General features: G+C 44.2%; 23 protein-coding genes. 11 read left to right on the forward strand and 12 right to left on the reverse strand.

Features of this window, described 5'->3' with window-relative positions; translation table 11 throughout:
- Nucleotides 1-30 precede the first annotated feature (30 nt).
- Nucleotides 31-3,198: a chitinase C-terminal domain-containing protein gene (locus AC3CHU_RS22180; RefSeq protein WP_488525703.1), complete on the forward strand. Its 3,168-nt coding sequence runs from the start codon at nucleotides 31-33 to the stop codon at nucleotides 3,196-3,198.
- 295 nt (nucleotides 3,199-3,493) lie between these two features.
- Nucleotides 3,494-4,957 carry a sensor domain-containing diguanylate cyclase gene (locus AC3CHU_RS22185; RefSeq protein ID WP_488525704.1) on the forward strand — a complete coding sequence of 488 codons (1,464 nt, stop codon included), beginning with the start codon at nucleotides 3,494-3,496 and terminating at the stop codon, nucleotides 4,955-4,957.
- Nucleotides 4,958-5,092: 135 nt separating this feature from the next.
- On the opposite strand, the gene AC3CHU_RS22190 is transcribed toward AC3CHU_RS22185, so the two are convergent.
- Complete coding sequence (locus AC3CHU_RS22190; protein ID WP_010430226.1) at nucleotides 5,093-5,347, reverse strand: YgjV family protein; 255 nt, start codon at nucleotides 5,345-5,347, stop codon at nucleotides 5,093-5,095.
- A gap of 268 nt (nucleotides 5,348-5,615) precedes the next feature.
- Here AC3CHU_RS22190 and AC3CHU_RS22195 point away from each other — a divergent pair, with 268 nt between their 5' ends.
- The 3 genes from AC3CHU_RS22195 (at nucleotide 5,616) to AC3CHU_RS22205 (ending at nucleotide 8,027) form a co-directional block, all read left to right on the forward strand.
- The gene (locus AC3CHU_RS22195; protein ID WP_102462795.1) at nucleotides 5,616-6,206 is read left to right on the forward strand and encodes a DUF4136 domain-containing protein; all 591 of its coding nucleotides are present in this window, start codon (nucleotides 5,616-5,618) and stop codon (nucleotides 6,204-6,206) included.
- Between the two features lie 178 nt (nucleotides 6,207-6,384).
- Nucleotides 6,385-7,569, forward strand: a complete 1,185-nt coding sequence (locus tag AC3CHU_RS22200) for a D-alanyl-D-alanine carboxypeptidase family protein (RefSeq protein WP_017085601.1) — start codon at nucleotides 6,385-6,387, stop codon at nucleotides 7,567-7,569.
- A gap of 164 nt (nucleotides 7,570-7,733) precedes the next feature.
- Nucleotides 7,734-8,027, forward strand: coding sequence for a YkgJ family cysteine cluster protein (locus tag AC3CHU_RS22205; RefSeq protein WP_017085602.1), 294 nt, complete (start codon nucleotides 7,734-7,736; stop codon nucleotides 8,025-8,027).
- Here the strand turns inward: AC3CHU_RS22205 and AC3CHU_RS22210 are convergent.
- Nucleotides 8,024-8,920: a LysR family transcriptional regulator gene (locus AC3CHU_RS22210; protein ID WP_488525705.1), complete on the reverse strand. Its 897-nt coding sequence runs from the start codon at nucleotides 8,918-8,920 to the stop codon at nucleotides 8,024-8,026. The two genes, AC3CHU_RS22205 and AC3CHU_RS22210, sit on opposite strands and share 4 nt — an antisense overlap.
- A 104-nt stretch (nucleotides 8,921-9,024) precedes the next feature.
- On the opposite strand from AC3CHU_RS22210, the gene AC3CHU_RS22215 reads away from it, so the two are divergent.
- Nucleotides 9,025-9,405 (forward strand): DoxX family protein, encoded by a 381-nt coding sequence (locus AC3CHU_RS22215; RefSeq protein WP_488525706.1) that lies wholly within the window; start codon nucleotides 9,025-9,027, stop codon nucleotides 9,403-9,405.
- A 79-nt stretch (nucleotides 9,406-9,484) separates the two neighbouring features.
- Here AC3CHU_RS22215 and AC3CHU_RS22220 read toward each other — a convergent pair whose 3' ends face one another.
- The 6 genes from AC3CHU_RS22220 to AC3CHU_RS22245 all read right to left on the reverse strand — a co-directional run bounded on the left by AC3CHU_RS22220 (nucleotide 9,485) and on the right by AC3CHU_RS22245 (nucleotide 15,121).
- On the reverse strand, nucleotides 9,485-11,167 hold the full coding sequence (locus tag AC3CHU_RS22220; RefSeq protein ID WP_488525707.1) for an RluA family pseudouridine synthase: 1,683 nt from the start codon (nucleotides 11,165-11,167) through the stop codon (nucleotides 9,485-9,487).
- A gap of 151 nt (nucleotides 11,168-11,318) precedes the next feature.
- Nucleotides 11,319-11,939, reverse strand: a complete 621-nt coding sequence (locus AC3CHU_RS22225) for a glutathione S-transferase family protein (protein ID WP_488525708.1) — start codon at nucleotides 11,937-11,939, stop codon at nucleotides 11,319-11,321.
- A 37-nt stretch (nucleotides 11,940-11,976) separates the two neighbouring features.
- Nucleotides 11,977-13,008, reverse strand: a complete 1,032-nt coding sequence (locus AC3CHU_RS22230; protein WP_488525709.1) for an NADP-dependent oxidoreductase — start codon at nucleotides 13,006-13,008, stop codon at nucleotides 11,977-11,979.
- A 135-nt stretch (nucleotides 13,009-13,143) separates the two neighbouring features.
- Nucleotides 13,144-13,734: a TetR/AcrR family transcriptional regulator gene (locus AC3CHU_RS22235; protein ID WP_029222534.1), complete on the reverse strand. Its 591-nt coding sequence runs from the start codon at nucleotides 13,732-13,734 to the stop codon at nucleotides 13,144-13,146.
- 172 nt (nucleotides 13,735-13,906) lie between these two features.
- The gene (gene bamJ / locus AC3CHU_RS22240; RefSeq protein WP_004731366.1) at nucleotides 13,907-14,380 is read right to left on the reverse strand and encodes a BamJ family beta-barrel-assembly machinery protein; all 474 of its coding nucleotides are present in this window, start codon (nucleotides 14,378-14,380) and stop codon (nucleotides 13,907-13,909) included.
- 114 nt (nucleotides 14,381-14,494) lie between these two features.
- Complete coding sequence (locus AC3CHU_RS22245) at nucleotides 14,495-15,121, reverse strand: thioredoxin domain-containing protein (RefSeq protein WP_004731367.1); 627 nt, start codon at nucleotides 15,119-15,121, stop codon at nucleotides 14,495-14,497.
- Nucleotides 15,122-15,392: 271 nt separating this feature from the next.
- Between AC3CHU_RS22245 and AC3CHU_RS22250 the strand changes: the two genes are divergently transcribed.
- Nucleotides 15,393-16,028 carry an OmpA family protein gene (locus AC3CHU_RS22250; RefSeq protein WP_488525710.1) on the forward strand — a complete coding sequence of 212 codons (636 nt, stop codon included), beginning with the start codon at nucleotides 15,393-15,395 and terminating at the stop codon, nucleotides 16,026-16,028.
- Nucleotides 16,029-16,140: 112 nt separating this feature from the next.
- Here the strand turns inward: AC3CHU_RS22250 and AC3CHU_RS22255 are convergent, their stop codons facing one another.
- Nucleotides 16,141-16,500, reverse strand: a complete 360-nt coding sequence (locus tag AC3CHU_RS22255) for a glutaredoxin family protein (RefSeq protein ID WP_004731371.1) — start codon at nucleotides 16,498-16,500, stop codon at nucleotides 16,141-16,143.
- Between the two features lie 89 nt (nucleotides 16,501-16,589).
- The gene (norR, locus tag AC3CHU_RS22260; RefSeq protein ID WP_004731373.1) at nucleotides 16,590-18,182 is read right to left on the reverse strand and encodes a nitric oxide reductase transcriptional regulator NorR; all 1,593 of its coding nucleotides are present in this window, start codon (nucleotides 18,180-18,182) and stop codon (nucleotides 16,590-16,592) included.
- Between the two features lie 349 nt (nucleotides 18,183-18,531).
- Between norR and hmpA the strand changes: the two genes are divergently transcribed.
- Entirely contained in the window at nucleotides 18,532-19,728 is a 1,197-nt protein-coding gene (gene hmpA / locus AC3CHU_RS22265; protein ID WP_473578326.1) for an NO-inducible flavohemoprotein, read from the forward strand.
- 157 nt (nucleotides 19,729-19,885) lie between these two features.
- On the opposite strand, the gene AC3CHU_RS22270 is transcribed toward hmpA, so the two are convergent.
- A complete protein-coding gene (locus AC3CHU_RS22270) occupies nucleotides 19,886-20,866 on the reverse strand; it encodes a TDT family transporter (RefSeq protein WP_488525711.1) in 981 nt (326 codons plus the stop codon).
- 353 nt (nucleotides 20,867-21,219) lie between these two features.
- On the reverse strand, nucleotides 21,220-22,626 hold the full coding sequence (gene clcA / locus AC3CHU_RS22275) for a H(+)/Cl(-) exchange transporter ClcA (RefSeq protein WP_017078301.1): 1,407 nt from the start codon (nucleotides 22,624-22,626) through the stop codon (nucleotides 21,220-21,222).
- A gap of 562 nt (nucleotides 22,627-23,188) precedes the next feature.
- Here clcA and AC3CHU_RS22280 point away from each other — a divergent pair.
- The 3 genes from AC3CHU_RS22280 to AC3CHU_RS22290 all read left to right on the forward strand — a co-directional run bounded on the left by AC3CHU_RS22280 (nucleotide 23,189) and on the right by AC3CHU_RS22290 (nucleotide 26,397).
- A complete protein-coding gene (locus tag AC3CHU_RS22280; protein WP_488525712.1) occupies nucleotides 23,189-24,172 on the forward strand; it encodes a CobW family GTP-binding protein in 984 nt (327 codons plus the stop codon).
- Between the two features lie 181 nt (nucleotides 24,173-24,353).
- Nucleotides 24,354-25,640, forward strand: a complete 1,287-nt coding sequence (locus AC3CHU_RS22285; protein WP_054545580.1) for a DEAD/DEAH box helicase — start codon at nucleotides 24,354-24,356, stop codon at nucleotides 25,638-25,640.
- Between the two features lie 136 nt (nucleotides 25,641-25,776).
- Nucleotides 25,777-26,397, forward strand: coding sequence for a LysE family translocator (locus AC3CHU_RS22290; protein WP_017076073.1), 621 nt, complete (start codon nucleotides 25,777-25,779; stop codon nucleotides 26,395-26,397).
- Nucleotides 26,398-26,456 lie beyond the last annotated feature (59 nt).

Genomic DNA, 26,456 nt, shown 5'->3' on the forward strand with positions numbered 1-26,456 from the left:
CTTGAAACAACAACTTAAGGGATAGCTAACATGCACCTAAACCAAGGAAGAGTGGCCAAGAAGGTTTTTACACTCAGTACTCTCACTGCGTCATGCTTGATGGCGTTCAACAGTTATGCGGCTGTTGATTGCTCAACGTTAGAAACGTGGGACTCTGCCACTGTTTATACCGGTGGTGATCAGGTTTCACATGACGGCAGCGCGTACTCAGCAAACTACTGGAATCAAAATAACAACCCAAGCCAATTTGAAGGCGATTACGCGCAATGGAAGAAAGTCGATGTGTGTAGTGGTAATGGCGGTGGTGGTACACCAAACGAAGCACCAACGGCTTCATTAACAACGCCTACAGCATCAGATGTGATTGTTGAAGGCGACAATGTCGTATTAAGCGCAACAGCACTGGACGCTGATGGTAGTGTTGCTTCCGTAGAATTCTTTGTTGATGGTTTTTCGGTCGCGGTTGTGACAGCGGCACCATTTGAAGCAACGTGGGCTGCAACGTCGGGTAACCATCAGGTTTCTGTTGTCGCGACAGACAACGAAGGTGCGGCAAGCCTTGCTAGTGAAGTTTCAGTGGTTGTTGATTCAGCTCTGCCAGGAAATGAAGCACCGACAGTTTCGGTTGCGCTTTCAGCAGCTTCGGTCGATGTTGGTGGTGTCGTAACGCTTACCGCAACAGCAGCAGACAGCGATGGCACGATTGATAAAGTAGATTTCTATGTGGCAGGCGCTCTTATTGGTACAGCTGCAACTAACCCTTACACGCTTGATTACACAACCACTCAAGCGGGTTCTTTAGCGGTTTACGCAAAAGCGACTGACAATCAAGGCGCAACGACAGATTCAGCGCTGGCTTCTTTGACGGTGAATGGCACACCAACGGTGAGCACTTGTCGACCTGATGGCTTATATCAAACTCAAGGTGTCGATGTTCCTTACTGTACTATTTACGATGATGAAGGCCGTGAGAAAATGGGCGCGGATCACCCACGTCGTGTCATTGGTTACTTCACCAGCTGGCGTGCAGGGGACGACCCACAAGCTGCTTACCTAGTAAATGACATCCCTTGGGAACAACTCACACACATTAACTACGCTTTCGTGAGCATTGGCTCAGATGGCAAAGTAAACGTGGGTGATGTGAACGATCCGAACAACGCAGCGGTTGGTAAAGAGTGGCCGGGCGTTGAAGTTGATCCGACCTTAGGCTTCAAAGGTCACTTCGGTGCATTAGCGACCGCTAAGAAAAAACACGATGTTAAGACTTTAATCTCAATCGGTGGTTGGGCGGAAACGGGTGGTCACTTCGCCACTGACGGTAGCCGAGTGGCTGATGGTGGTTTCTACACAATGACGACCAACGCCGACGGTTCTATTAACCATCAAGGTATCGAAACATTCGCCACTTCTGCGGTTGAAATGCTTCGTAAATACCAATTCGATGGCTTAGATATCGATTACGAATACCCAACTTCTATGGCGGGTGCTGGTAATCCATACGACAAAGACTTTATGGAACCACGTCGTCAATACCTATGGGCTTCTTACCAAGTGTTGATGAAAGTGTTGCGTGAGAAGCTTGATGCGGCCTCTGCGCAAGATGGCAATCACTACATGTTAACGATCGCGGCGCCTTCTTCTGGTTACCTACTGCGCGGTATGGAAACATTTGATGTAACCAAATACCTCGATTACGTAAACATCATGTCTTATGACCTTCACGGTGCGTGGAACGATCACGTTGGTCATAACGCTGCATTATTTGATACAGGTAAAGATTCTGAGTTAGCACAGTGGAACGTATACGGTACTGCGGCTTACGGTGGTATCGGTTACCTGAACACGGATTGGGCTTACCATTACTTCCGTGGTTCTATGCCAGCAGGCCGTATTAACATCGGTGTGCCTTACTACACTCGTGGTTGGCAAGGTGTAACCGGAGGCGAAAATGGTCTTTGGGGCCGAGCAGCACTGCCAAACCAATCTGAATGTTCAGCGGGTACCGGTGAAGGCGAGAAAAACAACTGTGGCCATGGCGCAGTTGGTATCGACAATATGTGGCACGATACCGATCCAAAAGGCAACGAAATGGGCGCGGGTTCTAACCCTATGTGGCACGCGAAGAACCTAGAGAAAGGCATTTGGGGTTCTTATGCAGAGGCTTACAAGCTTGATCCTGTGAACGATCCATCGGATGTTTTAGCTGGCACTTACACGCGTAACTATGACAGCGTGGCGGTTGCTCCTTGGTTGTGGAATGCAGAGAAGGGCGTATTCCTTTCAACGGAAGATAAACAGTCTATTGATGTGAAAGCAGACTACGTTATCGACAAAGAGATCGGCGGTATCATGTTCTGGGAACTAGCAGGGGATTATAACTGTTATGTACTCGATGCGAGTGGCAACCGAACTTCAATCGATACGACCGAACAGGCGTGTAACAGCGGTAACGGTGAGTTCCACATGGGTAACACAATGACGAAAGCTATCTACGATAAGTTTAAGTCTGCGACTCCATATGGAAACAAGGTAGCGACGGGTGCTATCCCGACAGAAGCGTTAGATATTACGGTATCAGTTGGTGGTTTCAAAGTCGGTGACCAAAACTACCCAATCAATCCTAAGATCACGTTTACAAACAACACCGGTCAAGCACTTCCGGGTGGTACCGAGTTCCAATTCGATATCCCAGTGTCAGCGCCTGACAATGCAAAAGATCAATCGGGTGGTGGTTTAACGGTGATTGCTTCGGGTCATACTCGTGCGGATAACATTGGTGGATTAGATGGAACCATGCACCGAGTGGCGTTTACTTTGCCTACATGGGAAGAGCTTCCAGCTGGTGGTGTGTATGAGCTAGATATGGTGTATTACTTGCCAATCTCAGGCCCTGCTAACTATGCAGTAAGCGTGAACGGTATCGATTATGCCTTTAGCTTTGAGCAACCAGACCTACCATTAGGTGATATCAGTTCAGGTGGCGGTAACCCTGGCGATGGTGGCACAAACCCAGGTACATGTGATACAGCCGGTTTAGCGGTTTACCCAGACTTACCTCAGAAAGATTGGGCGGGTAACCCAAGCCATGCAAACACAGGTGACCAAGTGGTTCATAACGGTAGTATTTACCAAGCGAACTGGTGGACAAGTTCTGAACCGGGTAGCGATGGTAGCTGGACTCAGGTTTGTTCTTAATTTAATGCTAACTAATCCATTTATAGACAATAGGTTGCGTTGATAGTCAGTAAATACGAATGCTTTTAAGTCTATTTATCAAGGTTTTAGTGTAATTTAAGTAATCAACTTCAACGTAAAATTAAAACGCCGAACTGAATCCAGTTCGGCGTTTTTGCTTTAAGTCACAGATTGCGTATAGAAACCCTTAAAAATATCGACACTCGTTCAGTAAAAAATAAAACCATGATATAAAACAGTCTGTATATAAGAGAAGTCACAGCGTTACCTAAAATTATAAATCTATGGGGTAATCTTGAAAGTCAGACGTAAATACATTCTTAGTTTTTCCATTGCGCTCGCCATTGTGTCGATGATTCTTTCGGCCTTTCAATTTAACCTCACTGAAAGGTCACTGTTGGAATCCAACCAGCTATTTTTTCGAACGATTGTGAATGCGAGTTACGATATTGTCGACACAACAGTTAATGAGGCGATAAAGACATATCTAAAAGGAATTACCGACACCGTTGCGTCCCATGTATGGCATGCCACACCGGAACAAGAAATTGAACAAGTAAGCCAGATCGCCAGTGAACTGCACATTGGACAATCAGGTTATATCTATTTGATGTCACAGCAAGGCGTTCACCTCTACCACCCTTTCTTGCAAGGAAAGAAGCGCGGGCATCTTACTCATATCCAAAAACAGCTCAGTATCGACTCTGGTATGATCGAATACTTTCACGCTAATCCGCATGAGATAAGTCGGCGTGCAAAAGTTGCCTATTCGATGAGGCTACCGAGTGGCAATACTTTGGTCGCGACGACCTATAAAGAAGAATTGATGTATTTGGTCGATCTTGAAGGCTTAAAAGATAAGCTGAGAAAGTACGCGTTCGGTGATAGCGGATATGTGTACATTATTGATCTTCAGGGTAACTTAGTGCTTCATCCTGATTATGAACACAAGTCATTGAAAGCCTTGATAGGCTACTCGTCCGAACTGCTAATTGATCGAATCGCAACCCAGCCAGAAGGTCAATTTAGCTACACGGTTTCCAGTGATAATGGCACGACCAACAAAAACGTCTTCTATAAGTTTTACCCCTATCTGAATTGGGTTATTTCCGCAGGTATCTTAGAGCAAGAGCTCAATCGAAATCACAGCCTACTATTCATTAGTTTGATGGCTTTGGTTGTGAGTTTGCTGAGTATTATTGTCGTGTTGGTGCTTTACCTGCGGCATCGTCATCTTAAAATCTTAGATGTTGCGAGCCTCGATTACCTTACTGGTCTTCCTAGTCGGCGGAGTTTTATCGAGCACTTAAAACTGAACGTTGCTCAAAGGTCGCCTTACCCGCTAACAAATGTCGGTGTCATTTTGCTTGATATTGACCATTTCAAACGGGTGAACGATCAATATGGTCATGCTCAAGGCGATAGGGTTATCTGTGAGGTCGCAAAATCGCTAAAGAGATTTGTTAATCGTCGTCGCTTGATTGCGCGCTATGGCGGTGAAGAGTTTATTTTGGTGACATTTGATTGTGATGAGCGTGAGTTATTCGAATTGTCTGAGGAACTAAGACGAAGTGTAGAGCAACTGCAAGGTTTGGTGTCACCTGTCACAATCAGTGCTGGCTGTTGTCACGATCGAGCGCTCACTGATATTGAAACAGCGATCGATAAAGCTGATAAAGCGCTTTATCAAGCAAAAGAGAGGGGATGTAACAACACTCAGACGTATCAAAAGAACGAATATCGCGTTGCTTATATGTGATCAGTTGAAAGAATCGATGTCTTCAAAGGCTGGAAAATTGGAAATCATGCTCTTGAGAGCGACAGACACAAAAAAGCCCAAATAGATCGCTCTACTTGGGCTTTTTCAGAAATATTTGAAATGCTAATCGCTAATTTAAGCTTTCGCTGCTTTCATCGCTTCCGTTTTTTTTTCCTTTTGCATTTTTGCAAGGAAGTAGATGTTTACACAAGCGATGAAACCGTTGGTCGCGACCACTGGCCATGCGTCAATCATAACGCCGTATGCTGTAAAGAGAGTACAGCCAATAAAGTTAAGGACACGCAGACGAACGATATCTTTCATTGTTAATGAAATTGCGACCATAATAGATGCCGCGTAACCTAAAATTTCAACCATATTGAATTCCATTGTTTGACCCTCTTAAATTTGCCGATACTTTGTCGGTACCAATTCTTCTCTTCATGAGATGATTGAGGAAGCTCCGTGCCTCGAATGGTCTGGTTATGTTTAACGAGGTAGACTATACCAACTCTGTTTTTGTGATTAAACCCCCAAAACGGGCAGAAGTGAAGGTTAGCGATTACGCAAACGTTTAATGACCTTTCTATTAACATAATTACTATTTATGTTGGGAGGTTAATTGATATTTATTCTTATATAGGTAAGGAAGCCGCGAATGATAAAACGATCCATTTGTGCAACAAAAAGCATAAAAAAAGCAGTGTTATTGGCTTTGATAGCGATTGGAATGACAGCATGTACCACACAAGAAATGCCGCCAACACACAATTATGGTGTGGTCACCAGTGGTGATTTTGAGTTCATGAAACACGGAGTAACGACGTACTCGTGGCACCCTGAATCAGAGCAGGTTTACCTTTCTCAAAAATACGATGAGACCGTAGTAACCGATCTGGTGCGTGATGCGATTGAAGATCAACTCGCTACGAAAGGTTATCAACTGAATCAAAATGGTGCAGTTGGTGATGTTGTTGTCGGTTTTGGATTGGCCGAAGAATCAGAGTTAAATGATGACTCGATTTTCGATGCGATTAAGCTTTCAACAGGGGTGCCATTTTATGATGGTGACGGAAAAGTCGCCGAGAAAGGATCTCTGTACATTGCTTTTTTCGTACCTAACTCTCAGGTCGTACAATGGCAAGCATTAGCACAGTCTGGCATTCAACCTGATTTAGAGCCAAGCGAGAGCAAACAGCGCATTACTGGCTTTGTTGAAATGTTATTTAGACGCATGCCTGAGCGATAGAATAAGGCGTTGGATGCATTCGTTGAGTCAATATTGGTTGTTGAAAATATGGTCAGATCGCAGATTATACTTTTTTATTTGTAACGAATGGTACAAATACGTAAAGCAACGTAAAGTTCGCGCTTCTTTTGCTAGCATTTGTCTATACTGCTCAAAACGTTAACTTAGGTTTGATTCAATGAAACTGTTTTCCAAATACTCTCTCCCTCTATTAAGTATATTCATTGTAAGTAACGCAGCGATGGTAAGTAATGCAGCTATCGCAGCACCTTCTATAGTACCAAGCCCACCTAGCCTAGGCGCAAAAGGGTATGTGTTAATTGATTTTAATTCTGGTGATGTGCTAGTAGAAAAAAACGCACACACTAAGTTAAACCCAGCGAGTTTGACTAAACTAATGACCAGCTATGTGGCTGGGCAAGAGATGAAGCGAGGCAACATCTCTGCTGACGATCAGGTACGAATCAGCGAGAACGCGTGGGCGAAGAACTTCCCTGACTCTTCAAAAATGTTCATCGAAGTGAACACCGATGTAGCAATGATGGACCTTTACCGCGGCTTGATTATTCAATCAGGTAACGATGCGAGTGTTGCGATTGCGGAACACGTTGCGGGCTCACAAGACGCATTTGTGGATCTTATGAACTCTTGGGCTTCGTCTCTGAAACTAGAAAACACCCATTTTGCGAACGCGCATGGTTTAGACGCTGACGATCTTTATTCGACTCCTTACGATATTGCATTGCTAGGTCGTGCGATTATTCGTGACTTACCGGATGTTTATGGCTTATACAGCGAACGTTCGTTCAGTTATAACGGCATCACACAACACAACCGTAATGGCTTACTGCGTGATAGAAGCTTGACGGTTGATGGAATGAAAACGGGCTATACCTCTGGTGCTGGCTACAGTTTAGCGAGTTCGGCGACACAAGGTGAGATGAGACTTATCGCGGTTGTTATGGGCGCATCAAGCGTTAAGAGCCGTGAGTCAGACAGTAAACAGTTGTTGAGCTATGGCTTCCGCTTCTTCGATACGCTAAACCCACATCAAGGTGGAGATGAAGTCGCTGAAGAGAAGGTATGGTTTGGTGCCAAAGATACATTGAAGCTGGGTGTTGCAGAAGATACGTTTATCACACTGCCTAAGTCAGACAGTAAAAAGCTAACGGCATCGATTGAGCTTGATTCTGAGTTGAAGGCACCGATTGCAGAAGGTCAAACACTAGGTGTGGTTCATTACACAGTCGATGGTGAAGATGTGCAAACTCAGCCATTGATTGCGCTAGAGGCTGTTGAACAAGGTGGAATATTCAAACGTCTGATGGATTACGTCAAGTTGTTTTTCGCGAGCCTATTCTAAATAGAGTCTTTACCGAGCTAAAAAATAAATTAATGGGTGTTGTGAGTGAATCATAGCGCCCATTGTTATTTCTACATCAATGAAAACACCATCATCTACTTTCTTTATTAGCCGTAGCGGACGGTTTCGATTACTATACGCAAAATTTAGCAGTGTAGTCACTTATGACCATAGAGATAAAGAACGTAACCGAACCTGAAGTAACTTGTGCCAATTGTCAGGCATGCTGTTGTCGTTTAGAGGTTATGATCATCACAGATACCGGCGTTCCTGAAGAGCATATTGCTTATGACGAGTGGGGCGGCGAGACCATGCTGAGATTAGACGATGGCTGGTGTTCGGCAGTTGATCGAGAAACACTGATGTGTACTATTTACGAAAACCGACCTTGGATCTGCCGTGAGTTCGAAATGGGCTCTTTTGAATGCGTTGAGCAACGTACAGATGTGATGGGCTAATCGTTCGTAGAGCTTAGATGCTCCGCAAGAAAATCGATAAAAACTCGAATTCGTTGGGGCAAATAGTCACTCGCATGATACACCGCGTACATGGGTAAGTAGCTGTTGCTCCATTGTTCTAATAACGGCGTTAATTCCCCATTCTCTACAAATTCTTTGCCCATCCAACCCGGTAAAGCAACCACCCCTAAACCTTGTCTAGCCATTTTAAGTAACATTTCTGGACTGTCTGACGTGAAAATTTGGTTTACTTTCATACTGGTGCACTGGCGATCTTTGTCTGTGAAACGCCATTCGTTTGCAGGGTTCATCAGAGAATAAGTTAAGCACTTATGCTGGCTAAGATCTTGCGGATGTTTAGGTTTTCCGTGATTTTTTAAGTAATCGGGCGATGCAAAGTAGTGAACTCTATTGTTGAAAAGAAAGCGAGCTTTTAACCCTGAGTCTTCAAGTTGTGATGCTCGAATGGCGACATCTATATTGTGTTCATTGAGGTTAACAATACGGTCGTCGACACTCAGGTTAATGCGGATACCTGGGTGCTGTTCAATGAAAGCTTGAAGCGGCTCACTGAGTAACATCGATGAAAAGGCACTTGGCGCAGATATCTTGAGCTCGCCTTCTACGGATTCTGTCTCACGCTTGAGCTTGCTTTCTATGGCAGACATCTCTTCGAGCAAACGGGAGCAATATTCTAGGTAGTCTTTCCCTGCATGAGTGAGGGATATCTTGCGGCTGTTTCGTTGAAACAGAGTCATCCCCAAGTCACTTTCCAACCATGCGATCTTCTTACTAACCGCACCCTGTGTCATGTTGAACTTATTGGCGGTTGCGGTGAAGCTATTCAGTTGCGCGGTTTCCACAAAGATACGAATACACTCAATCTTATCCATCTTACTCACCTTGTGTTTATCTATTCCAATTTGGAATCTTTACTATCATGAAACTAGCATTTATCACCTTAATTATGAATGATTAAATAACATCGTTGAAATTAATGATTCTTATAGAGGTAGACGGAATGAGTACAGTAATAAGTATTTTGATGGTGATGTTCTTTGTGTTGGCGAGCTCAATCAAGACGCTTGGTTGGCAAAAGAAGGTCTTTGAAATTCAGCTTGGTTTCTTTAAAAGCTATGGCTTGAATAGAAAGATCATGTTTCTCGTGGGGTTAGTCGAATTGACCGGAGCGGCTCTTTTGATTTTAACCCTATGTGACATCTCACCAGCACAGACTCAATTGATGGGTAGTGCAATATTGGGGGCGACTTCGATAGGGGCGCTTTATTTCCACTTACGCTTTGATACTTGGAAGGACGGTATTCCCGCGATGGTTACTCTGTTGGGCTCTGGCTTCTTGGTCATTGCAGCGTACTAAGTTTATTCGTATGTAGCGATAGAGGTGAGAGGCAAAGAAAATAAGAGTAGGGCACGAAGCCCTACCAAATAGAAATCATTTAAAACTCAGAAGGCACTTCAAATTCCATCCATTCACCGGTTGTTGGGTGAATCAACTTTAGGTAACCCGCGTGTAGGTGCAAGCGTTCGCGTTTGTATCCGTATAAGTCGTCACCACGAATCGGTACACCAAGGCCTAATGGATGAGCACAATGCACACGCAACTGATGGGTGCGGCCTGTTTTCGGATACAGATGAACCTTGGTTTTACCATTGCTGGTACCAATCGCTTCCCAATGAGTTTCAGCGTTACGTCCATGTTCATGGCAAACCAGTTGTCTTGGTCTGTCTGTGATGTCACCGCGCAAAGGCAAGCTGATATCGCCAGATTTACCGTCGATTTCACCATCTAACAGAGCTGTGTATCGTTTCTCGACGGTTCTATCAATGAATTGCTTCTGAATGTGCTTGTTTGACTCCGCCGTCAGCGCCAAGATCAACAAACCTGACGTCGACATGTCTAATCTATGGATGATCAAAGGCCCTGTTGCATTCGGGTAACGCGCTTTAATGCGTGTATAAACCGAGTCTTCGATAAACTTGCCGGGAACTGAGAGAAACTCCTCAGGCTTATTCACCACCACGATCTCGTCGTCTTCATAGACAATATCAAACGACTTACCAACCGCAGGGTTCACGATAAGCGGATTATCTTCTAATTCAATATGAGTTAGCTGGTGGTCGAGGACCTCAAAGCTTTTACTCTGACAAACCGGGTAGAGGTTTGCGTGTTGTCGAATGATATCTGTAGGCGGTAATCCCCACCAAAACTCAGACAAAGCTAATGGCTTAAACCCGTGTTCAAAAGCAAAGTTAAGCAGCTTGGGCAGGCAACAGTCGCCAGAGCCTTCAAGAGCGTCTTTGCCATCTAACAATTCAAGTAGGCTCTTTGATTCGAGAGCTTGATCGATAAAGCGATAGTGAGAGAGACGTTGAGTTTCTAACTGTTCTGAAATGGCTTGGTGATCTTGCTTACGGTTTTTCAGTTCGCTTTCGATCAAATCAACTTGTGATTGGCGTTCTGCGATCTTTTGCTTCCATTCGATACGAAGCGCTTTTAGGTCGCGTTTCTCTTGGCTACTTTGATTGCCCAGTTGTTTGAGCAAATTCGCCGCTGACTCTAGATTCCCCAATGCCTTTTCTTGATTGGCTTGCTCTCTGAGTTCGTTACGTTGAGCTTTATTCGCGGTCATCGCCAACTGAAGGGGTTCGATAGCTTGTGCTGATTCGACTGTTAACTCTTCAAGCTCAGCTACTAATGTGTCTAGGTTATGCGATTGTCGTAGCTTTTTAATGTCATCCGCTAGTTGTGATTGGCGAGCGAGGCTTGCACTATTGTGAGATTGAAACTGTTGGCCATCAAAAGCAGAAGGCACAAAGGCGATGCTTGTTAGCTGAGAGGCTAGTGAAGAATCTAACTGCAAACCTGAAAACGCAGACACATAGCCTAATTCTTGTGTGGTTGGATTCTGAACAAGAAGAACAGCGTAGAGATTACCTTGTGAGGTTTCGTTTACACCACAGTCGATGAGTGACTGTTGAAGCTGCAGCATAGCTAATTCACACGTAGGGTGCGGGGTATAGTAATACGGAAACGTAAACCGAGTCGGTATCGACAAGTCTTGAGTCGCGGTTTGGTTTAAGGGAAGCAGTGGTGTGTATTGAGCAAGGTTTGCTGACATGAAGATCAAACTCTATGGCTATTCAGTTAGAGTTCGGTATTGTTGTCGAAATGAAGACAAATGAGAAGCCAAAGCGAAAGATAAATCGGCTTTGGCTTCATTTAGTTGCTCGTACTTATTCTAAGAACGCACGCGCTTGAGTGAAACTCGATCAGTTAGAGTGTTCTAGCTCTACTTGCTCTGCTTTTTGGTAAGCAGGGTGGTCAGTCAAAAGCTTACCGTATTTAGCAATGTTAGGGTAAAGCGCAGTTGCACCAAAGTTACCAACGATTTCTACGATGAACGACATCATAAAGTCGGCACCTGTTAGTGTGTCTGCAACTAAGTAGGTTTTACCTTCAAGTGCATTATTCACGTAAGTTAAGATCTTTTGGTTTTCATCGTCAGCGTAGCCGCCAAGGAAATTAGTCTCGCAACCGTCTTTCATCACAAAGATTTTAAGCAGCATCGGGAGAATACCTGAACTCTCAGCAAAATGTAGCCACTGTGAATATTCTACGTAGTCAGCTGTGCCGCGTGTTGGTGCGAACTTACCCTGACCGTATTTGTCGATTAGGTATTCCGTGATAGCGCCTGATTCAGTGATCACGATGCCATCGTCTTCAATGACAGGAGATTTACCCAATGGGTGAACGGACTTAAGCTCTGGTGGCGCAAGAAAAGTGACACTGTCTCGTTGGTATGGTTTGATCTGGTAATCTACCCCAAGCTCTTCCAACAGCCAGATGATGCGCTTTGAGCGTGATTTATTCAGGTGATGCAAAGTAATCATGATTCTACCTAGTTAACTAACGGGTTCAGTTTTGAATTTATTTAGCTTCGTTTGTTTTGATAACAAGCTTACCGAAGTTTTGGCCTTCTAATAGCCCCATGAATGCTTGTGGCGCCTCGTCTAGACCTTCAATTAGGTGCTCACGATAGTGCATCTTGCCTTGAGACAACCATTCGGTCATTTGAACAGCAAACTCGTTATAACGGTGCGCGTAGTCATCAAAGATAATGAAGCCTTGCATCTTAATACGCTTGACCAGCAGCGTACCCATAAGGCTAGACATGCGATCCGGGCCTTCAGGCAGTGATGTCGCATTGTATTGAGAGATAAGGCCACATACAGGAATACGAGCACCGGTGTTAAGCAATGGCATTACGGCATCGAAAACCTTGCCGCCAACGTTTTCAAAATAAACGTCGATGCCGTTGTCACATGCTTTAGCCAGTTGCTCCGCGAAGTCATCAGCTTTGTGGTCGATACATTCGTCAAAGCCAAGCACGTCTTTCGCGTACTGACACTTCTCTTGACCACCAGCAACGCCGATAACACGACAGCCTTTTAGTTTGCCGATTTGTCCAACGGTTGCGCCTACTGCACCTGTTGCCGCCGCAACGACTAGAGTGTCGCCTTGTTTAGGTTGGCCGATATCAAGCAAACCCATGTAAGCCGTAAAGCCAGGCATACCCATAATGCCAAGTGCATAAGAAGGGTGCGTTGGTTCTTTGCCTAGTTTGATGAGGCCTTCACCGTTAGACACACCAAGATCTTGCCAACCAGTGTAAGCCAGTACCCACTCGCCAATTTCGTAATCAGTGTGGTTTGACTCTTCAACCTGACATACAGTTGCACCAACCATCACTTCATCAATCGCAACTGGGTCTGCGTAAGATTTAGCATCGCTCATACGACCACGCATGTATGGGTCTAGAGAAAGATAAACTGAGCGAAGTAACATTTCACCATCTTGAATCGCTGGTGCGGCTACTGTCTCTAAACGGAAGTTGTCTTGAGTCGGTGCGCCAACTGGGCGAGAAGCCAATACGATGCGGCGATTGTCTTGTTGAGTCATTGGATATCCTTAATTTATATTATACATTTAGAATTAGACCAGTCGTCTAGTCTTGTTGTCTAAAAATCCCGCCGTCATCAAATTGATAAGAGGGCGGGTTATCTGTCGTTAATAAAGACTAAACACAGTACGTGGTTAGTTTTTACCTTTTAAAATCTGTTGGGTTAGGTTTAAAGCTGATTCTAAGCTGCTTGAGCTCTGGCTTAGTTTGCTCAACAAACTTGCGCCCAACCACATAGAATATAGATTTTGAGCGGTTTCTTGGCTGTCTTCAACTTTAATGGAGCCATCTTCAATACCACCAGCAACACAGTGTTGTATCGTAGAGGTCACTTTTTCAGCCCCTTTTAGTAAGGCTTGACGCATAGGATCAGAAAGATCAGAAACTTCAGCGCTGAGCTTAACGACTAAGCATTTATGAGCGTTACAGGTACCGTTTTCAATCTGTGACCATCGAGTGAAATAACTGATGATTCTCTGGTAATGGTTTCCTTCGCCATGAACCAAAATAGTTTCAACTCTGCTGATGTAGGTCTCAAAATAGTGTTGGATCAGAGCCTCGCCAAATTGCTCTTTCGATTTAAAGTAGTGGTAAAACGACCCTTTCGGCACGTCCGCTTCTTTAAGCAATTGCGATAAGCCAACGCCGTTAAAGCCGTTGTTCACTATTAATTGGTAGCCAACATCTAAAACATGCAGGCGTGTGTCATTCGTTTTTTCGTTCATGGGCAGTACTATAATTCAAATTAGACCAGTCGTCTAGTGGTCGATTTTTGAGGGTATATTTGGTCGTTGTTAAAGTAGCTAAATAGCCAAAGTGCCAAAGTGCTTTCAAATGTTCACATATAAAAAAGCCCCAACATAGCTTGTATGTTGGGGCTTATATCAGTCACTTCGGTTATTTGATAGAGATTAACTCAACATCAAAAATCAGAGTTGATGACGGTGGGATAGGGCCTGAACCGCCCTTACCGTAAGCCAATTGGCTCGGAATAAACAGGCGAACTTTTTGGCCTTCAACCATGTAAGTCAAACCTTCTTGCCAGCCTTTGATTACTTGCTTAAGAGCAAATGAGATTGGCTCGCCGCGCTCAACAGAGCTGTCGAAAACAGTGCCGTCGATAAGTGTACCGTGGTAGTGAACCGTTACTTTACTGTTCTTAGTTGGGTGCTCTGTGCCTGTACCTTCTTCAAGTACAAGGTATTGAAGACCGCTTTCAGTCGTAACAACCCCTTCTTTAGCACCGTTTTCGACAAGAAACTGTTGGCCTTGCTCGATATTTTCTTCGCCAGATTTATGATTCATCCAAGTGCGGTAGATCATGAAGCCAGCCAAAATAAAGACAATGACCGGGATGATAAATTTAGACATAGTAAAACCTATTTATAGTTAATGCTGTATTTCATAGTTAATGCATAATTTGACAGTTAATGCAGAATTTCGCAGTTAATACAGAGTGTGTTAATCAATGGGCTAAAGCCGTGATTAGGGTTGAGTCAAAAGGTAGTTGATCGTTTTTGCGATGCCAGCAACATCTTGGTGACCTGCAGTGAGTACTTGGTATTTACCGTTGATGATAAATGTTGGTACTGAGTTGATTTGACCTTTTACTGAGATCTCTTCTGCTTTCTTAACGTAGTCAAATAGAGCAACTTGCTGTTCTTTATTCAGTTGGTATGGGCTAACCAAACCACGAGAAGTGAACGCTGTCTCTAGTGCTTGTTGACGCTGTTCTGGCGTTGCATCTGCACCCATTTGAACGGCACCAAATAGGTCGTCCATGAACGCGTGGTCAGGTGTCGCGTCAAGTTGCATCACTGCTGTGTAGTAGATCATTGCGCTGATTTGAGCACTTTCATTGAACGTTACGTGCATCTTGCCAATAGTTTGGTCTGTTAGCGACTCAATCTCTGGAATTGCACTTTCCATTTGACGACAGTGACCACAGTTTAAAGAGAAGATTTCAGTGATCGGAGACAGGTTAAATTCAGTTAGAGCAGTAGGAAGTGCTTCGTATTGAACGCCTTTCTGTGGCTCGTCTGTTTCACTACAACCCGCAATAATAAGTACGGCAGCGAGTGCTGTGATGAATTTAGTAAATGGTTTAAACATAATGTTTGCTCTAGCGTTGAGAAGTCGTGAGATTCTAACTATTTAGTACGAATTGGAAAACAATTATAAGGTAAATAAATGCAAACAGTTGGAACTAGCGGGTGATGACAGGCTAGTTGACGGTTAACTGTGATCAAAAGCACTTTTTTGGGATGTGCTTTCTTTTCGTATAAAGTTTTTGTCTAAAGTTTTTCCCTCGGTGCCGATATAGACATTAGTGAATGGTTTATCTGCATGAGTGGTTGGTGAAGTAATGAGATATTTAGCGATAATGTTAAGCATAGCTTTGGCAGGGTGTGAAACGACGTTACCAACGGGTATGTTAGGTGACGATCTGCTAGAAACTGCTCCGCAAACCGATTACGACCTTATGCATCCTGAATGGGGTGTGGTTCAAACGACATCTGTAGCGAGCAATCGCAGTTACTCAGTCCAGAACAGCACTCATCAACAAAAAACCATCACAACCAACTATGGACGTGGTGTCTCGACTAATGACCCACTGGAAGTTTTTTTAAGACAAAACCGTATCGACTTTGAAGTACTGCCGGGCAACCATGTGATGGTAAAGCTGGAACAGCACGTGAACTTTAAAACGGGTTCGGCATTCCCTGAGCCAGCCTACAATCAATGGCTGGATACTTTAGGCAGTTACCTTTCTCAACGCCGAGACATTGATGTGGTGATTGAGGGCCATACTGATAACACGGGCAGTGATCGTGTTAATGATCCGCTTTCTGAGCTACGTGCAAAAGAAGTGAAAGCGCGCTTGGAAAGTAACTATGTTTCGAGTCGTGCTATTTACACTCGCGGCTTTGGCGAATACGTACCTGCTTGTACTAACGCTTCTCCGCAAGGCAAGGCGTGTAATCGCCGTGTAGAATTGATGCTGATTGTGTCGAAGTAGTCATTTGAGCTTTCTTCCTTAAATTGAAAGCGACGAGTTCCAAATAATAGACATAAAAAATCCCTCATATTTGAGGGATTTTTTGTATCTGACTTTCGTTACGCAGGTTAGCTTATGCGAACTGCTTTTCTAAGTAAGTAACGATATCCGAAGATTCATACATCCACTCAGTTTTGCCGTCTTTTTCGATACGTAGGCAAGGCACTTTAACGCGACCGCCACCAGCTTCAAGCTCTGCACGGTGTTGATCGTTGTTCTTTGCATCACGAAGTTCAAATTGAACCGATTGACGTTTCATCGCGCGGCGCACTTTTACACAAAATGGGCACGCTTCGAATTGGTATAACGTGTGCGTCTTTGCTTGCTCATTCACTTTGCTTTGCTCTTCTTGAGAGCGCTTCACACCACGTGGGCTGAATACAAAATTCAATAACAAGATGACACGACCTAAGAACCAACGGATAAACTTCATAACTCTCTCTACATATTTAAAATTAGCGTTACAATTTGCAGCATTATATACACAAGTTTTGCTAGATGCTCGCAACAAACCGCTAATATCTATTTTGTCCGTTCGATCGTGTGAGACTTAGCCACATTTAGTCCTAAACGCTTAGACAGTCGAGTCAGATTTGCTCGGTCTGTTTTCAGAACTCGTCCTGCTTGCGCCCAGTTAAAGTTGGCATCTTCCAACACTTCAGTAATGATGCTGCGTTGAAAATCGTCCGTCGCGCCACGTAAACCAGCGGATAGGTCGATCGTTGGTGTCGATAATGGTGTGTTTTTTACCTGTGTCGTCGCAATCGGTTGATCTTGGTCGAGTGGACCACAATCTTCTTTAGTGATTGTCACGAGGTTTTTGTTAGTGCTGCGAGCCAATGCTTTCAGTGCTGAACGGCTGATAACGTGTTCAAGCTCACGAACGTTACCTGGCCAACCGTAACGGTTTAGGAATACCAGAACATCAGAACGGAACTTAACTTGGTTGATGCCAAGCTTACGGCGCGCTTGTTCTAGGAAGAAGCCAGCTAATAAGCTGATGTCGTCACCACGCTCTTTCAATGCAGGTACCGCGATAGGGTATACACTAAGTCGGTGATACAAGTCGGCTCTGAATCGACCGTCTTCAACTTCTTGCTTTAAGTCTCGGTTGGTTGCAGCCAGAACACGAACATCAATGGTTTGGATGTTGTCTTGGCCTACCGGTTGGATTTCGTTGTTTTGCAGCGCACGCAGTAACTTACTTTGTGCTGCCAAAGGCAATTCACCAATTTCATCTAAGAACAGCGTGCCGCCATCGGCTAGAGCAAACTTACCTAAGCGGTTTTTGTCTGCGCCAGTAAATGCGCCACGAACGTGACCAAATAGTTCACTCTCTACCAAGTTCTCAGGAATAGCAGCACAGTTCACGTAGACCAGCGGATTACGCTTACGTTGCGATTGGTGGTGCAGGGTACGAGCAACGAGCTCTTTACCAACACCAGTATCACCATGAATCAGAATATTAAACTCAGACGGTGCTACAACCGCGATGTCGTTCTTAAGCGCGACCATGGTGTCACTGTTACCAATCAACTCGCCGCCGTCACGTTCCCACGCTTCTACGTTCAACTCTTCCAGTAATTGCTTTGACTGTTTTGCTTGATGCTCAAGTTGCGAGAAAGTCATCGCCATCTGCATGGTTGAAGCCGCAATAGCAGCGAGAACTTCTAGGTTACGAGCAGGAATATTCGCAAAGACATCAGGTTTTAGGCTGTCTAGGGTTAGCACTCCTAACAATTTGTCACCAAACAGCAGAGGTAAACCCATGCAGGCATGCATTGGTAAATCGCCGTCGTGGTCGATTAGTAAGCCGTCGAAAGGATCAGGCAATGAGCTATCAGCATCAAAACGAACAGGAGAACGTGATGCGCAAATCTCATCAAAGCGTGGGTGTTCCGAAATGATAAAGCGGCGACCGAATGTATCTCGACTGAGCCCTTGCATTGCGATGGGTACTAGCGTGTCGCCTTGAAGGCTTAAAAGCGCGACGCAATCACACGTTATGGTTTTACGAATGGCATCGATTAGGCGATTAAAACGGTCTTGATCATTCACACCGCTGGCTAAACCAATGGTCATTTCCATAAGAGTGGATGCTGAGATGTCTTGCATAAAGGGCTCATACTGTTTGTATTTTTATACATGGTAGAGTCTTTATGACACAAAAAAAAGGTCTTTTTGACTAAAGTTTGAAGTGAATTTTTGAAAGGATGCCAGACACAGCAAGCTTTCGCATGTTGGCACCGTTTGTGCAATGTGTCCATTACGTGTTGTCTATATGACTGAATAACTGACCTATAGTTGATTTGAATCAATTAATGCCCATTTATCAGTCCACGTGATTCTCATAAAAAATGCAGCCAGAGAGCTCATTGAGAATGAATTGGTATAAAGTCATCTTTAAATAAAACTAGTCAATTTGACTCAAGTGGTCAAAAGACTAAGTGTTCGGAGTAAATCAATGCTAAACAATCTACATATCAACATCATCAAATCGACGATTCCTCTTTTAGAAAGCGCAGGCCCTGCTTTAACTCAACACTTCTATCAACGTATGTTCACGCATAACCCTGAATTGAAAGATATCTTCAATATGACTCACCAAAGAACAGGTCGCCAAGGTGTGGCACTGTTTGAAGCTATCGCGGCTTATGCTAAAAATATTGAAAACCTAGCGGCGCTAACCACCGCGGTTGAACGTATTGCACAGAAACACACAAGCTTTAACATTCAACCAGAGCACTACCAAATTGTTGGTTTGCACCTGATTGAAACATTGCGTGAATTAGCTACTGAGGCATTTACTCCAGAAGTAGAAGAAGCATGGACTGCCGCTTACCTATTCTTAGCGCAAGTATTCATCGACCGTGAAGCTGAACTTTATCTACAGCGCAAGCAGGCTGTTGGCGGTTGGGAAGCAGCACGTGCGTTTGTAATCGCAGACAAGATCGAAGAGTCAGCACTCGTAACAAGCTTCATCTTACAGCCAAAAGACGGTGGCGAAGTTCTTGATTACACACCAGGACAATACATCGGTATTGAAGTGAAACCTGAAGGCGCACAATACAGCGAAATTCGTCAGTATTCACTGTCAGACAAGCCGAACGGAAAATACTACCGTATCTCAGTGAAGCGTGAAGGCCAAGGTCAAGAAACGCAAGGTGTTGTTTCTAACCACATGCACGATACCGTTGCTATCGGCGATGAAGTTAGCCTATACGCACCAGCAGGTGACTTTATGTATCAAGAGCGCAGCAAGCCAGTAACGCTCATCTCTGCAGGTGTTGGTGTAACGCCAATGCAGTCTATGCTTGAGTTCCTAAACACGGAAGATAAAAACGAGCCAGTACTTTACCTTCACGCTTGTGAGAACGTAGGCCAACACTCTTTCACGACTCGTGTTAAAGATATTGTTGCTGACAAAGGTTGGGAAGCGAAAACGTGGTACATGAACAAAGACGAGTCTGCTTGTGAGAACACACATCAAGGTCAAATGGATCTAGCGTCTATCTCTGATACTCAAGGCTTTGAAGAGAGTGATTTCTATATCTGTGGCCCTGTTGGTTTCATGAAGAACATCGTAGAGCAGTTAGACGCACTTAAAGTAGATCGCTCACGCGTACACTACGAAGTATTTGGCCCTCACGCTAACTTCTAATAGCTCTCGCCAGTTCTATTAACACTCGCCTGAACTATTAACACCTTGCCTATTCAAAGGTCTCACATTGTGAGGCCTTTTTTTGTTTGGTTCTCGTGTCTGACATATCGAATATTGGAGAATTCGGTCGAGCAAACTAAGCTCTTCTAGCTTCGGTTTAAGAACGTTTGACCTTTTTAGACATGTAGTCAGTATCAAAAAACTCAGGCCAGTACATCTTCACGTAACCACCTGCAACCCAAATCACTAGGATAGTCGCGATGGTTAGCTCGAAGAAACCAAACTTGTGCAGCCAATACCATTGTGGGTATTCCTCGCCGAAAAACGTAGTTAGACGATGCATGGCAATAGCGCTGATCACGGAAGGGAAAGTGACGGCAGCAATCGAAGGTTGGAATTTCAGACGCATCAATCGTATGTAACACAAGTAGATCAGTAGCGTCATGGTGATAGCAATGCCAGCCAACGCACCTGTTAGAATCGGGTCTGGGTTGTCGAAGTTAACCAAGTAAGCCGCTAAAGACAGGTTCACAGGTGCTGCCATGATGGCTAAGGTTGGTCTTGCTCGGCGTGGCAGGTTTCCTTCGAATACCAAGCGGTACAACACCACTGGCAGCATTAGGAAATAGATACCGATACAAGTGGCCGCAAGTGTTTCTGAAAAAACGGTGTGCCCAAATTGTGAACCTGCTAAGGAACTGCTGATTAACCCCACCGGATACAGAAACCAACTCGGTACAATGTTCGACATTTTGAAGTTGATGATCTGGAAACTAAAGAACAACACCATCATGGTAAAATGCAATAACAACGCGCAGAACCAGACTGGGTAAGCAATGACTGGAGAGATTTCGGCTAAATAGTCGCATAGAATCAATAACGCCATGCTCATTGGTGCCATCAAGCTTCCACTAAGCGGATGACGAATGTCATTGATGAAAGTATTAAAGCTGGTGAGATAACGAAGTAAAACGGGTAGCAATAACAGTGCGCCAAATGCAGCAAGGTAAGGGCGAATGATCTCACCAACCCCAGGCAGATATAATGCCCAAGCTTGTCCTAGTCCAATAACGCCAAGTGCCAAAGACGCCTGAGATGGCGGCACATTTTTTACTTGGGTTAACCTTCTCCAGTTCAACGCCTTTCTCCAACTAGTTATTTATAGAATATGAGTTATATAGAATGTGAGCTGTTTATATAATATGAGTCAATTCTAGAACTTTTGCTCTAGAGTGAGCGCTCAGCTGTGTCCTCAATAGATGTTAAGGACACTCAAATAATTTTGAGTGGATGATAGCAAGTTTAACGTTTGCTTTTTTGATTTTGATACGAAATCGGGACATTAAGCACGAGGAAAGTGTGCTTTATTTTTTTGAGTGATTTATAAATACCGAGCTTGGTTTGCTCATGTATCAGTGGAACTTGACTGTATTAGTGGGACTTAACGAGTTACGTTTAAGTCCCACATTTGAACTACCGTTCTCAATGTCGTTAACGTACTTCCTCTTGCTGAGGGAGGTCTTGCTGTCTTAGTTTCTCGTTTTTGAGCGTACGGTTGAGTAATTGGCTATAAATTGGCTGACCTCCTAACATCTGAGCAATGATTACTGCGCCCAAGCAGGTGATGATCAACGGTAGGATGAGATAGTAGTTATTGGTCATCTCAATAACCAACAGTATGCCAGTGATAGGCGCTCGCACGGTGGCGGCAAATAAGGCGCCCATGCCGGCAATCGCAAACATACCCGGCTCTATATTCAGTTCAGGAAAGAATGCCGCCGCGATAAGCCCAAACGCGTAACCAAAGAGCGTTCCTAGAGCAAGCATTGGTGCAAAGATACCACCCGGTGCACCAGAGCCGAAACAAAGTAGCGTGGTGAGCACGCGCCCTAAGAAGATTAACAGCAGCACGTTTGCGCTGTAGTTGCCATTAGTGATGTTCGGGATGATACCAATACCACCGCCAGTCAACTCAGGTATATAGAGCAGCAATAAGCCAAAGCAACCGCCCAGCAGGGAACCTGTCATTAAGTAGCGTTTACGGTCATTCTTGTGTATTGCCACAAACAGGTCTTGCGAGAGTGTAATCAGCTTATTGAAAATCACACCAAACAGGCCGAACAACACGCCTAACAACAAGAATAACCACAGAGCATCCAGTTCAGGCGGTTGGTATTGAGGCATTGTGATGACGGCAGACTGTCCGTTGATTGATCGAAAAACGATGTTGGCTGAAACCGCGGAGATGATGACGGCTTTAATTGATATGAGTGAGTAGCGAAACTGTGGTCTCATCTCCTCGACCACAAACATGATCCCAGCCAGAGGTGCGTTGAATGCGGCGGCTAAACCACCTGCGGCACCCGAAGCCAACAGTGAGTGGCGAGTGTCGTCATCTTTGACCCGAAAGATATCGGTGACCATGCGACCAATACTGCCGCCCATTTGAACGGTTGGTCCTTCTCGACCTAAAACCATACCAGAACCTAATGCGCCCATACCGCCAAAGAATTTTACTGGCAATACTCTCCACCATCGAACTGGGCGCATACCGTCCATCGCCCCTTCAATTTCAGGGATGCCTGAGCCTGCAGCCTCTGGAGCAAAGCGATGAACGAGGAAGTAACCAATAAAGGCAAATGCAGCACTAATAAGGAAAGCGGCAAGCCAAAGGGGTAAATAGCTACCGATTTCATCTTTAAGCCAGTCGGTACGAGTTTCTGTGATGAAATGAACCGCGACTTCGAAATAGGTACCAACAACACCAGCAAGTACACCTACAATACAAGAAAGAAAGAGAACGGAAGCGGGTGTCTTATCTCTTGAGAGAAATTGATTAATAGCATCCCTTGGCATTTTGGCTAATAAGGATTGCTTAATTTTCTCTCTTCTGGTCATTGAGATAAGGCTCCTGAATGGGTTAAGGCGGGTTTGTCGTAAATTATACGCGTCCTCTGCATATCCTATAGCAGCAAAGATGAAAAGTTGAATTTCATTTATGGAATGTGCGTGTTATATAAATGGAATCTATGGGAAATTGTGGAATCGCCGTCACAATTTTGATCGATTCTCTGGTGGTGGCTTGAATATCCCCAAAAATGAACCATAGTTAAATCGTAAAGCAACATAACGAACCGCAAGGAGAAGTGAGGTTTTACACACAATTTGGATGGATTCAGAAACAAAGTTTTAGTTCCTCGTTAATTGTTCAGGTCGATATTTAAGGCTTCCTGATTCGCGAACTCACGATTGAGTAACGAGGGTGAGGCGTACTGATAAAGTACGCCTTTAGTTCGTTTGGAGCATCCAACTTTCGCATCTACTTATCTATTTATTTCTACTCTTATCTATTCTGATTATATTTTCGCCATATCTCTATTAATGAATCTCAGTATAAACAATCGATTGGGGTCAACTTTTCGGTGATTGAGTATATACTCCTTGAAAAAGGAGAACTGATATGACCAAAAAAGTTCCTACAAACATAATTACGGGTTTTCTGGGTGTCGGTAAGACGACCGCTATTTTGAACCTACTAAAAAACAAACCTGAGAATGAAAACTGGGCTGTTCTGGTTAATGAATTCGGGGAAATCGGCATTGATGGCGCATTGATGACAGATCAAGGCGCTTTGATTAAAGAAGTGCCGGGTGGTTGCATGTGTTGTACTGCAGGCGTTCCAATGTCGGTGGGCATCAATGCTTTGCTGCGCCAAAAGCCAGATCGTTTATTGATTGAGCCGACAGGACTTGGCCACCCTAAACAGGTTATTGCTACGCTGACTTCAGAACAGTACACACCGTATGTTGATTTAAAAGCGACGCTAGGCTTGGTTGACCCAAGAAACCTATCTAACGAAAAGTACATGTCTAATCAGAACTTTAATGATCAGCTAGGCAGTGCCGATGTGATTTTAGGAACCAAGGTCGATTTAGTGCATTCTGAAGATATCGATGTATTCAATGACTGGGTAACTAACCAATCACCATCAAAGGTATTTCATAAGTTAATCCATGACGGTGAAGTACCCTTAGAAGTCTTAGATATTGAAAGGGTACATGGCAGTGCTTCATCTCACATTGAGTCGCACCATCATGATCACGCTGAGCAAGAGCCTCAATTCCAACTTCCTCCCGGTGAAGCTTTCATCCGAAAAGAGAACAAAGGACAAGGCTACTTTAGTTGTGGTTGGCTATTTGGCGCAGAGCATAAATTTGATTTTGATGAGCTATTCTCTATGTTGTCGGATCTAACGGCTGAGCGTGTAAAAGCGGTGGTGAATACTGACCAAGGTTGTTACGCGTTTAACGTGGCGAATCAAGTCGTATCAGTGAATGAAATAACACTTGATGGCTTCGAATCTCGACTTGAAGTGATTGACTCACAACAGATGCCTTGGGCTGAGCTCGAACAGATTTTGCTCAAGCTGTGTGGTATCAAATAGCCCAATTATCCTGTTTGAAACGATGATTCTGGTGTTTGCTTCGCGGATGGTGAAGTAAACACCAGATTAAATGAGAAAGTTTGCGTTATATCACGATAAATGTGAGATAAATCACTCTAATTACTTTATAGTGCTCGGCTGAAATAAGAATGTAGGCTGTCTGCTTAAGGAACCCGTAACAATGTCATTTTCTTCTCAAGGTTTTGCTCCTGAATTAGTCAAAGCGTTGACTGAGTGTGGTTATGAAAAACTCACTCCAATTCAACAAAAAGCGATTCCAATGGCTCGTAAAGGCCATGATATTTTTGCTACTGCTCAAACCGGTACGGGTAAAACAGCGGCATTCTCATTGCCTGTTATTCAGAGTCTTTTGAATAGCGGTAAAAAAGCATCTCGTGGTACGGCTCGTGGCCTAATTCTTGCGCCAACTCGTGAGCTAGCTGCGCAGATCGCTCAAAACATTAAAGACTACGTTAAATACACTGAACTAAGCGTTTCTGCGGTTTACGGTGGTAACAAGATGTCTTCACAAGTTCGTCAATTAGAACTGGGTGTTGATATTTTGGTTGCAACACCAGGCCGTTTAGAAGAGCACTTAGAAGCGGGTAATGTGTCTATTGCTAACCTAGAATTCCTAGTATTCGATGAAGCTGACCGTATCCTTGATATGGGCTTCATCAATGCCGTTCGTAAGATCATGCTAGATGTAGAAACATCGCCGCAAATCATGATGTTCTCTGCAACGACTTCTACTCAGTTAAACCAATTGTCTGTTGATATTTTACGTAAACCAAAACGTATTAGTGTTGAGCGTGAAAACTCAACGGCTGCTACTGTCGGTCACGTGGTTTACCCAGTAGATCAAGAGCGTAAAACAGAACTGCTTTCTGAACTTATTGGCCGTAAAAACTGGCGCCAAGTTCTTGTATTCGTGAACTACAAAGAAACAGCGAATGATGTGGTAAAAGAGCTTAAGCTAGACGGCATCAAAGCAGTACTTTGTCACGGTGATAAAGCGCAAAGTGCTCGTCGTCGTGCTCTGGATGACTTTAAAGAAGGCAGAGCGCGCGTAATGGTAGCAACTGACGTTGCGGCTCGTGGTCTTGATATCGAAGACTTACCACACGTAATTAACTACGATATGCCTTTCCTAGCGGAAGATTACGTTCACCGTATTGGCCGTACAGGTCGTGCTGGTAAACAAGGTCACGCGATTTCTTTCGTTAACCGCGAAGAAGAGCTGACTGTTGTTCAAGTTGAAACACTGATTCAACAACGTATTCGCCGTGTCGAACAACCAGGTTATGAACCGAAGAAACGTGATGCTTACATTGAGAAGTTGAATACAAAATCGGCTTACAAAAACCGTCAGGGTCGCAAGAACAACGCGAGCGAAGAGCCTCAAGATCAAGCAAGCGCTGAACGTCGTTTGACTATGATGAAGCGAATTAAAAACCGTCGTAAGTAAAATTACGGTTGGTAATGAAAAAGAGCCACTGTATTGTGGCTCTTTTTCGTTGTGTCGCTAAATACAAGGTCACTCCTTACAAAGACAGCTCAACGAGCTAAACACTCAAATAAAAATAAGTCGATAAGGTAATAATATGGACAGCGCGCTACTTTGGGCTTTTATTCCCACTTTTTTCTTTGTGTCAATCACGCCCGGCATGTGTATGACTTTGGCGTTGACGCTAGGAATGAGTGTTGGATACAAGCGTACATTATGGATGATGATCGGTGAATTGGCCGGTGTCGCTGTAGTTTCTATTGCCGCGGTATTAGGTATTGCTTCTATTATGCTTAACTACCCGTGGCTATTTACGGTCTTTAAGTTTGTGGGTGCAAGCTACTTGTTCTATTTGGGTGTTCAGATGTGGCGTTCAAGAGGCAAGTTGGCGATCAGTACTGATAATCAAACAACCAAAGTCAGTAATGATTGGGATTTGGTGGTTCAAGGCTTCGTGACAGCGATTGCGAACCCGAAAGGTTGGGCGTTCATGATTTCATTACTGCCTCCTTTCATTAATAGCAATGTCGATTTAGCGCCTCAGTTGTTCATTCTAGTGTCTATTATTCTGGTTTCTGAATTTGTCTGCATGACCTTGTACGCGACAGGTGGTAAGAGCCTAAAACATATGCTGGGTAAAGCCGACAACGTCAAGTTGATGAACCGTATCGCAGGTACATTGATGATGGGTGTTGGTGTGTGGTTGTTCGTGAGTTAATTCTGGTTAGCCGACAACGAGCAAAGATCCCCGACTCAGTCGTTCCTCCTTCTAGAGGA

This window comes from Vibrio sp. QJM3NY_39 (assembly GCF_057785895.1).

Bases quoted from the DNA above. Each gene is read 5' to 3' on its own strand.
- AC3CHU_RS22180 (WP_488525703.1), top strand. From the start codon at position 31: ATGCACCTAAACCAAGGAAGAGTGGCCAAGAAGGTTTTTACACTCAGT.
- AC3CHU_RS22190 (WP_010430226.1), bottom strand. From the start codon at position 5,347: ATGGAATTCAATATGGTTGAAATTTTAGGTTACGCGGCATCTATTATG.
- AC3CHU_RS22195 (WP_102462795.1), top strand. From the start codon at position 5,616: ATGATAAAACGATCCATTTGTGCAACAAAAAGCATAAAAAAAGCAGTG.
- AC3CHU_RS22200 (WP_017085601.1), top strand. From the start codon at position 6,385: ATGAAACTGTTTTCCAAATACTCTCTCCCTCTATTAAGTATATTCATT.
- AC3CHU_RS22205 (WP_017085602.1), top strand. From the start codon at position 7,734: ATGACCATAGAGATAAAGAACGTAACCGAACCTGAAGTAACTTGTGCC.
- AC3CHU_RS22210 (WP_488525705.1), bottom strand. From the start codon at position 8,920: ATGGATAAGATTGAGTGTATTCGTATCTTTGTGGAAACCGCGCAACTG.
- AC3CHU_RS22215 (WP_488525706.1), top strand. From the start codon at position 9,025: ATGATTCTTATAGAGGTAGACGGAATGAGTACAGTAATAAGTATTTTG.
- AC3CHU_RS22220 (WP_488525707.1), bottom strand. From the start codon at position 11,167: ATGTCAGCAAACCTTGCTCAATACACACCACTGCTTCCCTTAAACCAA.
- AC3CHU_RS22225 (WP_488525708.1), bottom strand. From the start codon at position 11,939: ATGATTACTTTGCATCACCTGAATAAATCACGCTCAAAGCGCATCATC.
- AC3CHU_RS22230 (WP_488525709.1), bottom strand. From the start codon at position 13,008: ATGACTCAACAAGACAATCGCCGCATCGTATTGGCTTCTCGCCCAGTT.
- AC3CHU_RS22235 (WP_029222534.1), bottom strand. From the start codon at position 13,734: ATGAACGAAAAAACGAATGACACACGCCTGCATGTTTTAGATGTTGGC.
- bamJ (WP_004731366.1), bottom strand. From the start codon at position 14,380: ATGTCTAAATTTATCATCCCGGTCATTGTCTTTATTTTGGCTGGCTTC.
- AC3CHU_RS22245 (WP_004731367.1), bottom strand. From the start codon at position 15,121: ATGTTTAAACCATTTACTAAATTCATCACAGCACTCGCTGCCGTACTT.
- AC3CHU_RS22250 (WP_488525710.1), top strand. From the start codon at position 15,393: ATGTTAAGCATAGCTTTGGCAGGGTGTGAAACGACGTTACCAACGGGT.
- AC3CHU_RS22255 (WP_004731371.1), bottom strand. From the start codon at position 16,500: ATGAAGTTTATCCGTTGGTTCTTAGGTCGTGTCATCTTGTTATTGAAT.
- norR (WP_004731373.1), bottom strand. From the start codon at position 18,182: ATGCAAGACATCTCAGCATCCACTCTTATGGAAATGACCATTGGTTTA.
- hmpA (WP_473578326.1), top strand. From the start codon at position 18,532: ATGCTAAACAATCTACATATCAACATCATCAAATCGACGATTCCTCTT.
- clcA (WP_017078301.1), bottom strand. From the start codon at position 22,626: ATGACCAGAAGAGAGAAAATTAAGCAATCCTTATTAGCCAAAATGCCA.
- AC3CHU_RS22280 (WP_488525712.1), top strand. From the start codon at position 23,189: ATGACCAAAAAAGTTCCTACAAACATAATTACGGGTTTTCTGGGTGTC.
- AC3CHU_RS22285 (WP_054545580.1), top strand. From the start codon at position 24,354: ATGTCATTTTCTTCTCAAGGTTTTGCTCCTGAATTAGTCAAAGCGTTG.
- AC3CHU_RS22290 (WP_017076073.1), top strand. From the start codon at position 25,777: ATGGACAGCGCGCTACTTTGGGCTTTTATTCCCACTTTTTTCTTTGTG.